Annotated in this window: 10 protein-coding genes; all 10 read right to left on the bottom strand. The window is 56.5% G+C overall.

Going from position 1 to position 14,367, the window contains the following annotated elements:
- Positions 1 to 12: 12 nt before the first annotated feature.
- On the bottom strand, positions 13 to 1,080 hold the full coding sequence (locus tag NRB16_RS15410) for a class I SAM-dependent methyltransferase (protein WP_257106449.1): 1,068 nt from the start codon (positions 1,078 to 1,080) through the stop codon (positions 13 to 15).
- Positions 1,070 to 1,936 (bottom strand): NAD(P)-dependent oxidoreductase, encoded by an 867-nt coding sequence (locus tag NRB16_RS15405; RefSeq protein WP_045489393.1) that lies wholly within the window; start codon positions 1,934 to 1,936, stop codon positions 1,070 to 1,072. The genes NRB16_RS15410 and NRB16_RS15405 overlap by 11 nt, the downstream gene beginning before the upstream one ends.
- Positions 1,933 to 3,159 carry a class I SAM-dependent methyltransferase gene (locus tag NRB16_RS15400; RefSeq protein ID WP_045489388.1) on the bottom strand — a complete coding sequence of 409 codons (1,227 nt, stop codon included), beginning with the start codon at positions 3,157 to 3,159 and terminating at the stop codon, positions 1,933 to 1,935. The genes NRB16_RS15405 and NRB16_RS15400 overlap by 4 nt, the downstream gene beginning before the upstream one ends.
- Positions 3,156 to 3,716 carry a dTDP-4-dehydrorhamnose 3,5-epimerase gene (locus NRB16_RS15395; protein WP_257106448.1) on the bottom strand — a complete coding sequence of 187 codons (561 nt, stop codon included), beginning with the start codon at positions 3,714 to 3,716 and terminating at the stop codon, positions 3,156 to 3,158. Before NRB16_RS15395 ends, NRB16_RS15400 begins: the two co-directional genes overlap by 4 nt.
- Positions 3,713 to 4,786, bottom strand: coding sequence for a CDP-glucose 4,6-dehydratase (gene rfbG, locus NRB16_RS15390; protein WP_373568471.1), 1,074 nt, complete (start codon positions 4,784 to 4,786; stop codon positions 3,713 to 3,715). Before rfbG ends, NRB16_RS15395 begins: the two co-directional genes overlap by 4 nt.
- A complete protein-coding gene (gene rfbF / locus NRB16_RS15385) occupies positions 4,777 to 5,550 on the bottom strand; it encodes a glucose-1-phosphate cytidylyltransferase (protein ID WP_045489381.1) in 774 nt (257 codons plus the stop codon). Before rfbF ends, rfbG begins: the two co-directional genes overlap by 10 nt.
- A 192-nt stretch (positions 5,551 to 5,742) precedes the next feature.
- The gene (locus NRB16_RS15380; RefSeq protein ID WP_257106447.1) at positions 5,743 to 9,315 is read right to left on the bottom strand and encodes a glycosyltransferase; all 3,573 of its coding nucleotides are present in this window, start codon (positions 9,313 to 9,315) and stop codon (positions 5,743 to 5,745) included.
- A 90-nt stretch (positions 9,316 to 9,405) separates the two neighbouring features.
- Positions 9,406 to 10,995, bottom strand: coding sequence for a flagellar hook-associated protein 3 (locus NRB16_RS15375; protein ID WP_045489378.1), 1,590 nt, complete (start codon positions 10,993 to 10,995; stop codon positions 9,406 to 9,408).
- A 13-nt stretch (positions 10,996 to 11,008) separates the two neighbouring features.
- The gene (gene flgK, locus NRB16_RS15370) at positions 11,009 to 13,081 is read right to left on the bottom strand and encodes a flagellar hook-associated protein FlgK (RefSeq protein ID WP_257106446.1); all 2,073 of its coding nucleotides are present in this window, start codon (positions 13,079 to 13,081) and stop codon (positions 11,009 to 11,011) included.
- A gap of 11 nt (positions 13,082 to 13,092) precedes the next feature.
- Positions 13,093 to 14,364, bottom strand: coding sequence for a flagellar assembly peptidoglycan hydrolase FlgJ (gene flgJ, locus NRB16_RS15365; protein WP_045489372.1), 1,272 nt, complete (start codon positions 14,362 to 14,364; stop codon positions 13,093 to 13,095).
- Positions 14,365 to 14,367 lie beyond the last annotated feature (3 nt).

Raw genomic sequence — 14,367 nt, 5'->3', positions numbered from 1 at the left:
CTCGAAGGAAAATTACTGGAATGTGGCATCATCGACGGCGTGATACACATAGCGCTCATCGGTCATGTGCCTGATTTCATCCAGATAGTTGGAATTCATCACAAACAAATGTGCTCCGGCCGGCAACGCCTGCATGGCTTCTTCAGGTGAGGAAACACGCAAGCCACTCAACGGAAGATAACGTCCCTGCTTGGCCGGGTTGATATCAACGATCTGGTCCACACTGACCCCGGCACGTTGCAGAAACAGCGAATAGATCACGCCCTTGGACGAGGCGCCCCAAATACCCACTGGCTGACCACCGTCAACCTGGGCAATCTGCAAGGCACGGCCGATGCTGTGGCAGAAATTGTCCGGCACCTGAACGGGCTCGGCGGGCGGCAAGCTATCGCGTAGACTTGCCAGATCGGCCACCACATAAAGGTATTGGCCCCCAAACAGATGCCCTGCCTCATCGACAGTGGCGAACATCCGACGGAAATCCTCGATGCGGAAGTAGTTCACATGCTCGTAGAACACATCGAACCAGGCGCGATGTTCGAGAATCCAGTCCAGACACGGGACTTCGATGTAGATACGCCCACCGTCATTGGCTTGCGCGATGGTATGCAGGAAAGCGAGCGGGTCAGGGATATGTTCAAGCACATGGCGCAACACCACTGCATCGGCTGACAGACCGGCGTCCGGCGTGAAAGGCGCCTTTAGCACATGTGGGTTGTCGCCCTCGTATGCCGGATCGATGCCCACGATATCGAAGCCCTTGCCACGCAATTGCTCAAGAAAATAGCCCTTGCCACACCCCACCTCGATCAGCCGCTGGCCGACGAAGTGCTGCTTGACGATATGCTCGACTGCTTCGAGGTGCGCCTTAAAGTGTGCCGAATGCGCCTGCTCGTTCTGATAATCGCTGTCGTAGCTGAGTTTTTGCGGATCGAAGGCAGCGTTGTACACAAGCCCACTGTGCAGATCCTGCACCAGCACGACATCGGCACTGGCATAAGCCTTGGCTGTAGCCTGGTCGGCAAAGGTGCGGTTCTGCAAGACCGGCAAACCGCTGGCCCGATACAACTCATTGTGCATGCTCAGCTCCGAGTAACTGTTGTAGACGGCGCACATCACCCCAGAAAGCCAGCGGCTCATGTACTGAGTAGGGGTAATGGCCAAGATTGATATGGATATCGGCATGACGCCGGGCGACCTGCGCCTCTACCAACGCACGGACAGAAACCGGCCGACCACTGCAGCAGTTGAGTATCCCGTTGAAATCCGCTTTCTGAACGACCGCCGCCATGTGAGCGGCAGCTTGCTCGATGGGCAAATAATCACGCAATTGATCGCCTGCCGACATATCGAAGGACTCAGCACCGGTATCAATGGCCCTTTCCAGACTGGCCAGCAGGCTATTGGGGTTTTGCCCCTCACCATACAAATAGAACAGCCGCACCCACTGCAAAGTAAACGACTGCTCACGCTGCAACGCTTCAAGGAACAGCCGCAGGGTGTGCTTGGCCAGTCCATAAGGATTGACCGGCCGTGCCTCAGTGTTTTCGCTCAGTTCGCCGTTCTGCAAGCCATATTCAAAACAGGTACCGGTGACCATGATTTGAGTGATACCGGCCTGCACCGCCGACTTGATGAAGGTGTAGTCGGCGAACAGGTTGCGCTCAAAATGAAACAGCCCCTGATACGCCGGCAGCCCTGGCCAAGCCAGATGCGCCAGCACATCGACACCTTGGGCAAGCGCGACAACATCCAGGTCCAATGCGTGAACATCCGCCGCGACGAACTCGACCCTGTCGAACCAAGGCATGCGCAGGGCCTTGTGCTGATCGCGTGCCACGGCACGTACCTGACAACCGCCATCAAGCAACGCCTGAACCAGATGCCGGCCAACAAACCCGGTGGCACCGGTAACCAATACCCTCTGACCACTCATAGCAAGGTCAGCTCCGGCACCGCGATGACGAACCGGCCACCCCATTCATGCACCTGCGGATACTGCCGACGCACCTCATCGAGCAGGTTCCACGGCAAGACAAGCACGTAATCGGGCCGCTCAGCCAGCAACTGCTCAGGCGCTATCACAGGAATGCGACTGCCTGGCAGGAACTTACCCTGTTTGTGCGGGCTGGCATCTGCCACACTGGCCAGCAGGTCGGTCTTGATGCCAGCGTAGTTGAGTAGCGTATTGCCCTTGGCCGCAGCGCCATAGCCGACTACGCGCTTGCCCTCAGCCTTGGCTTGCAACAAAAAGCTCAACAACTGATGCTTGATACGCTCGGCAGCCGGCGCCAAGGTTGCGTAATACGCCCTGGTAGTGACCCCTACGGCCTGCTCTTGAGCCAGAACCCACTCAACTGATGGCTCAATCGCGCGCGGCGGCCCATCGCTACGCTGCACAAACACTCGCAATGAGCCTCCATGGGTAGGCAATTGCTGAACATCGAAAATGCGCAGGCGATTGCGCCGACACAAAATCTGCACGGCGGTAAGTGACAAGTAGGAATAATGCTCGTGGTACAAGGTGTCGAACTGCGCACCAGCCATCAGCGTCAACAGGTGCGGAAACTCGAACGTTGCCACGCCATGCGGCTTTAGCAACGTGGCAAAGCCACTAAGAAAGTCGTTGATGTCCGGCACGTGGGCCAGCACATTGTTGGCCGCCATCAGATCGGCAGACCAGCCTTCGGCAACCAGAGACTGCGCGGTCTGCTGGCCGAAAAACAACTCGCGAATATCCAGCCCCTTGGCGCGAGCGGCCTGGGCCGTGCTATGGGTAGGCTCGACACCGAGGCAAGCGATGCCGCGCGCAGCGACATACTGCAACAGGTAACCGTCATTGGCCGCCACTTCAACTACCCGACTGTCAGTGCTCAGGCCAAAACGCTCGACCATCTCATGCACATAGCGCTCGGCGTGCGCCAGCCAAGTACTGGAGAACGAACTGAAGTAAGCATAGTCGGCGTCGAACAGGCTGTCTGCTTGGGTGTAATCCTCGGTCTGCACCAACCAGCACTGCTCACAGACCTGAACTTTCAACGGCACCCACTGCTCAGCGTGTTCCAGTTGTCTAGCCAAAAGGTAAGCATTGGAGGGTGGTGACGTTCCCAAGTCGATCAGCGGCAGACTCAGAGGGGCGCCGCAACCTCGGCAGTTCATAAGCGAACTCCAGTAAAAGAAGCATCCAGCAGCGGGTGTGAACTGTCGCGCACCGACAGATTTCTGACAGGTAGCGGCCAGTTGATCGCCAACCGCGGATCGTGCACCGACAAACCACCCTCGGCTTCAGGACTATAGTCAGCACTGTGCAGATACAGCAGTTCGACGTCGTCACTCAGGGCCTGAAATCCGTGGGCAAACCCTGCCGGGATCAGCAACCCGCAGCCATCACCGACGCGCAGGTGTTGTGCGTGCCAATGTAGATAGGTTGCCGAGTCCGGACGCAGATCAACTGCTACGTCCCAGACTTCGCCGCGCAGACAACTGATTAGTTTGGCTTCGGGCTGTTGCCCGTCCTGGTAATGCAGACCGCGAACACTGCCCGCCTCACGGGTGCAAGAGTGATTTATCTGGCGGATGTGAAAGGGATAACCGAACGTAGCCAGACCGCCTTCACAAAATAGCCGGGAGAAATGCCCGCGAGCATCTTCATGACGCTTGTGGCGCACCAGTGCCAGCCCGGCCAGCGGTAACGCCTGCAATCCAAACTCGCTCACGGGCACCCCCGAAACAGATTCAATTGCTCAAGGGTCACCTGATGCATATCTGCGCCAGCCTGCCAGGCCAAGTGCCAGTTCAAGGTATGCTCCAGACATTGTGCCAGCGACCAGCGCGGCTGCCAGCCCAGTAACTGACGCGCACGGCTGCTGTCCAGGCGCAATAACCCGGCTTCATGCAAGGTGACGGGCTCGATCTGAATACCGGCAGCTTGCGGCCAACGCGCGGACAACAGCCGAACTACCTCACCAACGCTGCACATGTCGGCTTCACCCGGCCCAAAGTTCCAGGCACCGGAAAAGGCCGTGCCTTGCTCAAAGAGCCCGTGGGCCAGTTGCAGATAACCCGCCAAAGGCTCCAGTGCGTGCTGCCAAGGCCTGACTGCCTGCGGGTACCGTAAGGTTACCGGCTGGCCAGCCGACCAGGACCTGAGTACGTCAGGTATCAGCCGCTCAGCGGCAAAATCGCCACCACCCAGTACATTGCCGGCGCGTGCAGTGGCCATGGCAAAGCCATGCTCTGCGTATTGCTCAGGCGCAAAGAACGAAGCCGCGTAGGACTGCGCCAGTAACTCGCAACAGGCTTTGCTACTGCTGTAAGGATCATGCCCGCCAAGCGCTTCATTTTCCCGGTAAGGCCAAGCCCATTCCTGGTTGGCGTAGACCTTGTCGGTGGTGACCAGCACGCACGCTTTGACACCGCCGACCTGACGGATGGCTTCCAGCAGATGGAGCGTGCCCATGACATTGCTGGAATAAGTCCCCAGCGGATCACGGTAGCCTTCTCGCACCAGCGGCTGGGCAGCCAGATGCAGAACAATTTGCGGTCGGGTTTCGACCACAACATCCAGTAGCGCCGCAAGATCACGCAAGTCGCCGCGCCGGTCGTCGAGCCCCTCGCCGACCCGGGCCAGCTCGAACAGACTTGGCGTGGTCGGTGGATTCAGAGCAAAGCCGGTGACCCAGGCTCCCATACTCTTTAGCCACAGCGCCAGCCAACTACCCTTGAAACCGGTATGGCCGGTCAGCAGAACACGCTTGCCCTGCCAGAAGGCCGCGCTCACCCCCACATTTTCCAAGGGGCCTCCCCGCTCTGCCAGAGTTGCTCCAGATAATTCTTGTCGCGCAGGGTGTCCATCGGATGCCAGAAACCGGTGTGCTGGAAGGCATTGAGCTGCCCCTCGGCAGCCAGTCGGCCCAACGGCTCGGACTCCCAAGGCATCTGGTCACCTTCGATATAACGCAAGACCTTGGGCGACAGCACGAAGAAGCCACCGTTAATCCACGCGCCATCACCTGGCGGCTTCTCGGTAAAACCCAGAACCTGATCACCGGAGCACTCCAGCGCGCCGTATCGCCCCGGCGGCTGAACAGCTGTCACTGTCGCCAGGCGGCCATGAGCCTTGTGAAAGTCGACCAAAGCACGGATATCCAGATCCGAGACGCCATCGCCATAGGTAAAGCAGAAGGCCTCTTCACCTTCCAGATAGCGGCCAGCGCGCTTGAGGCGGCCACCGGTCATGGTCTCCTCTCCCGTATCGACGAGGGTCACGCTCCACGGCTCGCTGTAGTTCTGGTGCACATCCATGCGGTTATTGCGCATGTCGAACGTGACATCGGAGGTGTGCAGGAAGTAATTGGCGAAAAAATCCTTGATCGCATACCCCTTGTAACCCAGGCAAATCACGAAGTCGTGAATGCCGTGGGCAGAGTACTGCTTCATGATGTGCCAAAGAATTGGCTTGCCGCCGATTTCGATCATCGGTTTGGGTTTGAGGTGCGACTCTTCACTGATACGCGTTCCCAGACCACCAGCCAGAATGACTGCCTTCATCGCGTTCCTCTTGAGCATTGGGCCGCCAGAACCCTTCATCCATACCAGGCCATGCCTTCCTGCGTGCAACGAAGAAGGATTCATGACGATAAGCGAAGGGCTTGCAGGAACTGCGCCAATTACAGCAAGGGACGTTCTGACAGAAAGCGATCAGGCAGCACTGGGCACTGCCTGACCGTCAGCGGTGCGGGATCAGTCTGGTAACCAGCCCCACTCCCAATGGCGCAGGTTATCGCCTGATAACATAAAGTTCTGAAACACCGCCTCGCGTAACTGATCGCCCATGCGATAACTGGCTTCAGGATCAGCCAAGTGCATACGGATTGCCTCAATCCATTCCTCGGTGCTGTTGCTCTTGACTCGGGTGCACGGCAGAAAACCTTTGTAGGCCTCCGTGTCGGTACAGACTACCGGGTAACCACAAGCACCATACTCCAGTAACCGCAAGTTGCTCTTGCAGTCATTGAAAATATGAAATTCCAGTGGCGCCAGAGCAAGGTCAAGATTCAGACTTGCGAGTTTGGCAGGGTAGCGCTGAAGATCGACAGGTGGATAAAACTCGCGCACATACGGTTTAAGCTCCTCGGTGCACATACCAAAAAACACCCAGTCAACTTCGTCCGCCAATTGTCGTACCACATCGACAATGACCTCAAGATCCCCGGTATGGCTGGTCCCGCCCCCCCAGCCCACACGCGGACGCGCCGAAGTCTTGCGATGGCTTTTAAGCCCCTGCCACAAATGTGGGGCAAGCATATTTGGCACTACCCGAATATCATCGTGCATGGCTGACAATGCATCCTTGAGTCCCTGAGTTGTCACCACCACCCGATCGCAGGCCTGGATCGACTCGCGCAACCACTGCTCGGTATCAGCCGGTTTGTTTCTGGCATGGGCATTCTTGACAGGCGCCTTGATCACATAATCATCCAGCTCGAATATCCGCAAGGCACGAGAATATTTCTTCAAAGAGGCGATATAGGCGGGAGCATTACCGCCATAGCGGCACTGCAGGACGATCACATCCGGCGCAATCCGCTCAATCTCAGCAAACGATGGGAAATCGAACACTGTACGCCCTACCACCCGCCCAGCAGCCTGCAACTCGGTCAACGGCTGGATAACACGATAGTGTCCCGTCGCCATTTGATTGACCGGCATGATCAACACGGTTGGCAACGATTGCGAGCAAAAAGGACTCCAGCCGGTGTTCAAACCAGGATTGAGAGCAAAGCTGGAAAGACCCTGACTCAGACTCGGGTTATAGGCAGGGTCTCTGGCAATGACATCGATCCAGCGGCAATGAAGATGATCACGTTCCAACTCGCGCTCTTGAATCTGCGCTAATGAACGCTCAGCAGGCAAACGATGCTGGACGATACTCGAATAAGGCGTGCCGACCACCAGATATCCTTGTTTGCCAATGCGCAAGCAAAGGTCAACATCATGCAGACACGAAGCGAAGGCGTCGGCATCAAAGCCATTGACACTATCGAACACCTCTTTTCGCACCATCAGGCAATCGGCACTGATAGCGCTCCAGTTCTGGGTTGCCTGCAAACGCTGCATGTAGCCACGCGCCTTGCTAGACTCCCCCAGGAAAGGCGAGGCGGCTGCGCCACCCAATCCAACGATCAGACCCGCATGTATGATTGCACCCTGCGGATTGAGAATCCTGCCCCCCGTCACCCCGACCTCAGGACGCTGCGCATGGTTTAGTAATTCACTGAGCCATTGCGACTGGGTAAATACCGTGTCGGTACCCAGAAACAGCAGATATTCACCACGACTCTCGTCGGCCGCCAGATTATTGAGCGCAGCTTTACCGACAACGTCCGTGCGCACAACGCGCAACAGATTTGTGTCCAGTTGCCCCATGGCCGCCAGCCAGTCGCCCATCTCCTGATCGTCAGCGTTATCGTCTATCAAGAGAATTTCATAACGACTATAAGCCGTCTGCTCAATTAGCGTCTCGATGCAACGCTGCAAGACCGCCAGCCGACGACCTACAGAAATGACGATACTCACCAGCGGCTGATGTTCACTCAGATAATCGACGCGGCTGATTAACGACAACTCACCCGCCCGAATACGGTGCTCAACGCCAATACGCTCCAGATGCGACCGAAGCAATTGTCGACTTTGTTGCTCCATCCAGGGTGCAGATAACCATTGCGCGAACGTATAAGTACTGGCGAGCTGAATCTCGGCAATATGTCCAATGGTCTGCGGACCATGGACCTCCACCAGCTTCCATAACAGATCCTGAGGTGCGAGCTCTGCATGAAACGGGTCGAAGCCGTCATAATCAAGTATGGCCTGACGAGAAAACGCCAGAGCTCGTCCCACATAGGGGTAACTGCGCATCAGATCGGTATTGAAGTCGGGCTTGAACACCGGCTCACGAGAAACGTCCTCGCTCCATGCGCTTTCATCGCTGTAAATGCATAGCATGCCTGGGCGATGGGCAATACGCTCAGCCAAGACCAGTAGTGCAGATTCAACAAGCTGATCGCCCGGGCGCAGCAGATAAACCCACTCGACCTGATGCATGGAAGTAATGATTTCGTTGAGTTGCGTCACCCAGTCTTCACGCGCCATATGATGCTGGACCGAAAGATCCATCGGCGGACACTTGGGAGCTATTAACGAAACGTTCGCCACGTCATACATCTGCGACTCAAGAGATCCCAGCGTCAGACCCAGACCAACAGAATCACCTTCAAGATCAATAACGACGACTGCAATACGCGGTTTCTGCGGCCATTGAGAAATTGCGCGAGGGAGCTGCGCCAATTCAGCATCAGTAAACCGCCGGGCGGCAAGCCAGTCGGCATAGAACTCATCATAGCTTTCACTCTCACTACCGACACGCAACCCCAGTGAAGTTATGAGATTACTCATCGCACGCAAAAGCGCCAGCTCTTCCCACTTATGCGGCTGGCCAGCCACTACGCGAGCAAGATCCACTGCACGCACCCAGCCTGGGGCAGGCGCATCGTCACCACCGCGCCCCTCCATCATCTGTAATAGCCACTGCAATTCACGCCCTGCGGCTTCGATCATGGATGACTGTTTGCTCAAGCGTCCTGAATGAATCCGCTCAGCACTCAACACAGAGCGCAACATGGCCATTTCGCCACGTCGTAGCAAACAAATGAAGAGTGCAAAGTCCAGCAATGCGCAAAACTCGACACCCTCTTGGGTCAGCGCCTCAAGAATCGCTTGCACATCTGCTGTACGCATCAAAGCAGATGAAAAATTACCCAGGATATTGGTCGGCGAGCTGTGCAACAGCGCCAGCATGTCGCCGCCTTTGAAAATCGTATCGAAGTTATGGATCTGGGAGTTGATAAGCCGCGATGGGAGGGCGTAGTCATTGGCATCAATCAGCACGCGCTGACATAACACAAGATTAACGTCAAGATGTTCACACAACACCTGCGCCTGCAGCCTGATACAGTCCGCGAACATCCGGTCGTCATCGCACAGTACCTTGATGAATTCGCCTTCGGCCTGAGCGACTGCATGTACCAGATTACGAGGGAATCCCAGGCGCTGCTGATTACGCAGATAACGCAGACGCACCCCTTCAGGCACGGTCAACGACTCGACAATTTTGCAGATTTCTTGCGTCGGACAATCGTCGCTGATCACGATTTCCAACGGAGAGTAAGATTGATCAAGGGCGCTTTGCAGAGCCGCGCCGAAGTACAGCGGGTCAAAGGCGGGGATGACGATACTGACGAGCGGTGTCGAATTCACGGTAAGGACTCACAAGCGGCGGGAAGCGTAACCAGTACGCCTCCACTTCGGCCGCTGAAAAAAGACGGCGAATGCCTGAAAAAGTACGACTTACAGCTTGCTGAACAGATTCAAACTGGAAAGCTGTAAAAACACCTGCTGAGAGGCAGCCAGGATGTTTTTCTGCAAAGTCAGCTGAGTGGCTGCCTCCATTTCGTCAGCCTTGGTGAATGACTGCGACTCGACCGTATTATTACCTTTGAGCAAATCATTGGTGACGCCTTGATCAGTCGCCGCGTTCTGCCTTGCTCCAATCGCGGAGCGCGCAGTAGAAGACTGCTCAAGCGCCATATTGATATTGCCCATGGCTGAGTTCAGAGAGGCGTTGAGCTTCTGTAGCCCGACAGCACTGCCATCAGTCGGAGTCGTTAACGCCTTGATTACGTCAGTCAACGTATTGAGTACATTCTTGGTCTGATGCGTACTGCTCTCGACCACAAACTGATCACCATCGTTAGGCGTGCCACTGATGGTAAAGCTGACACCCGCCGCACTGATAGTCGGCCCCGATCCAGTACCCACCGCCACCGGAGGATTATTGTTACTCAAGGGTGCCGCGTAAAGTTCATAACCACCGGGGACGAACTTCAACACTGCGCCACCCGTTGGGAAAGTTGTGTTGAACAATTCTTTCTCTGCAGCTGTAGTACCCACCGCAGCCGTCGTGATGACCGCTGCCGACGTATTACCAGCACTGCGTACCGGGCTGATACTAGGCGGTGTTGAGCTCAGTTCATAAGTGCGCCCCAGCAACACACCTTCAGCAGTAGCGGCATCGACCGACTCGGCAGCAGACAGGTTGATGTTGAGATTCAGATCCACGCCACGGAAAGTGATCAACTGATTTTCCGAATTGGCAAAACTGAATGCGCCAGCAGTTGAAGCATCGCCGGTCACATCATTGCCTGCAGCATCGGTGATCGCATATTGCGGACCACTCACGATACTCAGTGTGTAAGGCTGGCCGGCGATGAAGCTGGAATTATAGGTGGTGGTCGACGACACGATACCGCTGGACATATTGAACTTGTCATCGTTAGGAGTCGCACCAGTCGCCGTAAGCGAAGTACGAGTGGTATTGACCGCCTTGTCAAACGCTTCCCAACCCGTCGTGTTGCTCGGCAGAATCAGTCCATCACCCACCGCCAACCCCACGGAGGTCTGGTTACCGTGATAGCTATAGGTGCCGTCGGAGTTCATTGAGTAAGGCGGCTGCGCCGCATCGGACCCGGAGAACAGATAACGACCATTGGCATCCTGGCTATTCATCAAGCCAAGCAGTTGACTCTGCAGCTGTTTGATCTGTTCAGCCGTAGAGATCCTGTCAGCATCGGTATAGGCACCGTTACCGCCTTTGATAACCAACTCACTGATTGTCTGAAGCGCAGTACCGATACTTTCCAGCGCAGTTTCAGTGTTGGCTGCGTTGTAGTTGATCGTCGTGATATTAGACGCATACTGGTCCAGCATCGAATTCTGTTGAGCCAGCTGTAAAACACGTGCCGCCCCCACCGGATCATCGCTGGCGCTATTGAGCTTTACACCCGTTGTGGTCTGCTCGCCCGCCTGGATGAACTTGGCATAGTTCCGCTGGTAGTTGGCGCTGGACGCGTCGTAGATCTGATTGGTGGAAATGCGCATGGGCTACGACTCCTTAAAGGGCGTTGATCAGAGTACTGAACATGGTCTGAGCCGCCTTGATGATCTGCGACGACGCGGTGTAGTACTGCTGATACTTGATCAGGTTGGCGGCCTCTTCATCCAGTGATACGCCGGATACCGAGTCGCGTGCGGTCTTCGCCTGGGCCAGCACCGCATCGGTCGCAGTCACGTCAAGCTTGCCTTGGCCTGCCTGAGTGCCGACAGTTGAAACCAGGCTACCGTAGGCGCTGGACAGACTTACCCCTACACTGCCACCCGACACACCGACCGTACGTTCAGTCTGCAAACCAACCAGCGCTGTAACATTACGGTTATCAGAAGAACCTGCCGCAGTCAGGTCGACACTAAAGGTGTCATTGGCATTGGGCGTTCCGGACAAAACCATTTCAAACTCGAACGACTTCGAATTCGATGCGCTATCGATATACCCCACGTTGAACTTCAGGGTATTGCTCTGGCCCTGGACGATCGTACCGGTAATGGCATTGCCACTGGCATCATTGACTGCAACACCTTTCGCATCGACCAGCGAATAGCTCTGTACGCCATTGGTCGCTGTTCCCATGACCAGACGCATGGGGGTCGCATCTTTCAAGGCAGTGTGCAGATCATTGAGCCCGGTCGCGTTGTAGATATCGGGTTTGGTATTAAGCACCGGCTGGGTAAAACCACCTGTGCCGCTGTTGCTCACTCCTGCTGCGGCAGTCAGAGGCGCCGCGGCGGCGAAGTCCTGCGGATCACTCATGACAACCGAAATACCTGTGGCCCCATTGCGGGTCGGGGTCACCTTGAAGGTGTCACCGGCCGCCAGGCCATTGCCGCTAAGCGACAGCGAGAAACCATCGAAGCTGGGGGCAGGATTGGCATACAGGTCGCCGGTACCAACGGTTTCGCCATTGGGCAGACGCCGCACGGTGTACAGGGTGGTAGGCGGTGTAGTGGTCAGATCCGAAGAGTCGACCTTGACCTCATAATCAGCGGCCGTCAGCTTACTCGTGTCGGTAATGGTTACATTCAGGTTGCCGGAACCCGAACTGTTGCGGATCGCGCCGATACTGCGCTGAGTGATCGCGTCAGCCGAGTTGATATTGCTGAACAGGTTGGTCCCGAACTCACCCTTTTGGTTAATACCCTGGGAAAGTTGCGTGTTGACCTGATCGGAAAGTACCAGCCCGAGACGACCCAACTCGTTGGCCGCCGGAGCCAGAACATCGGAGCGATAACGAAGCAACCCGCCAATTGTGCCGCCGGTGACAACATCGGTGACATCGGTCGGCGTATTACCGTAATAGACCTGCAGATTGAATTGGCTCGGGTCACTCGGCCCCGGACCGGCCTCCATCCGATAAGAGGTTCCAGCCACGACCAGTGACTGACCAGTACCGGTGTAAACATCGAAGCCGGTATTGTTTTCGACAACCTTGACGCCAATCAGCTCATTGAGCTTGCGAACCGCTTCGTTACGAGAGTCGAGCAAGCTGTTGGGCGACGTGTTACCGGCCGAGGCCTGGGTGATCTGCTTGTTCAGGCTGGCGATCGTACTCGTCAGCTCGTTGACGTTACCCGCCAGGCTCTTGAGCTGGCTGTTGATATTGTCGTTTTGCGAGACCATCTGCGCCGAGATGGAGTTAAAACGTGACGCCAAAGACGAAGCCTGGGCCAGAAAAGCTGCACGCTGCGAAGACTGCGTCGCATTGGCGGCGATGCCCTGCAAATTGGTAAAGAACGACGCCAACTGGGTCGCAATACCGGTATTGCTGTCCGACAGCAGGGTATCGATCTTGTTTGCCTGGGTCGAAAAGGCAGTGGCTTCTGCACTCAATGCTGTGCCGTTCTGCAACTGGGTTTCCAGGTAACCGTTATAGATGCGCCGCACATCAGACACCGTAGTGCCCGTGCCGAGGTAACCAACGCCCACGCCAAGGTTGATCTGCGCCGTTGAGGTCGTCTGGACCTGCTGCCGCGAGTAGCCCGCAGTGTCGACGTTAGCGGTGTTGTTGCCGATAGTGGCAATCGCAGCGCTACTGGCGTTGAGCCCTGAAAGCCCAATATTGATCAGCGACATGGTTCAAGCCTTTATAAAGTCGTGGAAGCGTCGGTTACCGCAGCGTAATTCTGGTAACTCTTCATCTGCTTGGCGATCTGCGAAATCTTGCTGGCGTAGTCCGGGTCGGTGGCGTAGCCAGCTTTCTGCAATTCTTTTACAAACTGTTCCGGGTTATCGGCCGAATTGACCACTTCTTTATAGCGGCTGTTGTTCTGCAACAGGCTCACCAGATCGTGGAAACTGTCAGCGTAGGAGTCGTAGGCACGGAAGTTGGCCGTCTCCTTGACCATCTTGCCGTCACGGAACTCGCTAGTGATCGCCCGCGCCTCGGCGCCTTTCCAGCCGCCGCCCATGGCCTTGATACCGAACAGGTTGTGACTGCTGCTGCCATCGCTCTGGCGCATGATCGATTTGCCCCAACCGGTTTCCAGCGCCGCCTGGGCCACCAGCATGACCGGGTCAACACCGATACGCGCTGCTGCCTCCTTGGCCAGCGGCAACATGGTCGCAACAAACTGGTCGGAGTTGCCAAACGCGCGCTTGGCCGGCGCCAGTGGGGTCTGCACTCTCTTCGCGGAGATGTCCGGGGTATTGGCCAATTCGGGATTGCGCGTCCAGTCGCCGTTGGCACGGGCAATCAGCTCTTTATTCGACCCAGTGCCGGGCACGTTGATGCGGTGATTGGGCTGATCCTGAACCGTGGTCGTGGCCGACGGTACGATACCGGCCAGCAAGCGGTCGGTGAGCTTGCCCGGCAGCGCCAGGCGCCGCGAGTTGAGCATGGCCATGTCGTTACGCGCCTGACCGGACGCATTGGTCGCGGCATCAGTGCCGGCTGCCGAGTGAGAACGATTGGCCCACAACGGTTGCTGATAGATGGAGGTTGCCAGGGCCGGTTTGTTAGCGGCCTTTTCAGCGGCCGCACTGCCCTCGGCAGACTCCGTCGGCGCGGCCGGCGCATGCTGCACACCCTTGTCCTTGGACAACTGGCGCATCAGCACGTCCTGCAAACCAATACCGTTACCACGGGTCGACAGAGTCACTGCCAATTGCTGGTCATACATGTCCTGATACTGGCGGGTAGCGGCAGTATTCATCGGATTGTCCTTGGCCAGCACTTCATTGGCCGAGCGCATGGCTTTGAGCATCTGACTGACGAACAGCGACTCGAACTCGCGGGCCACCTTGCGCAGGTTTTCCGGGCTGTCCTTATCGCTGCCTTTGAGCGAAGCCAGACGATTGACGTCGGTATAGGCACCGGAGTCGACGACGGAGGATCCTGGAGCCTTGGGCATATCCATCAT

This window comes from Pseudomonas sp. LJDD11 (assembly GCF_024584215.1).
GTDB lineage: Bacteria > Pseudomonadota > Gammaproteobacteria > Pseudomonadales > Pseudomonadaceae > Aquipseudomonas.
Note: the sequence above shows the minus strand (reverse complement) of the source record. Positions and strands in the feature narration are given on the sequence as shown.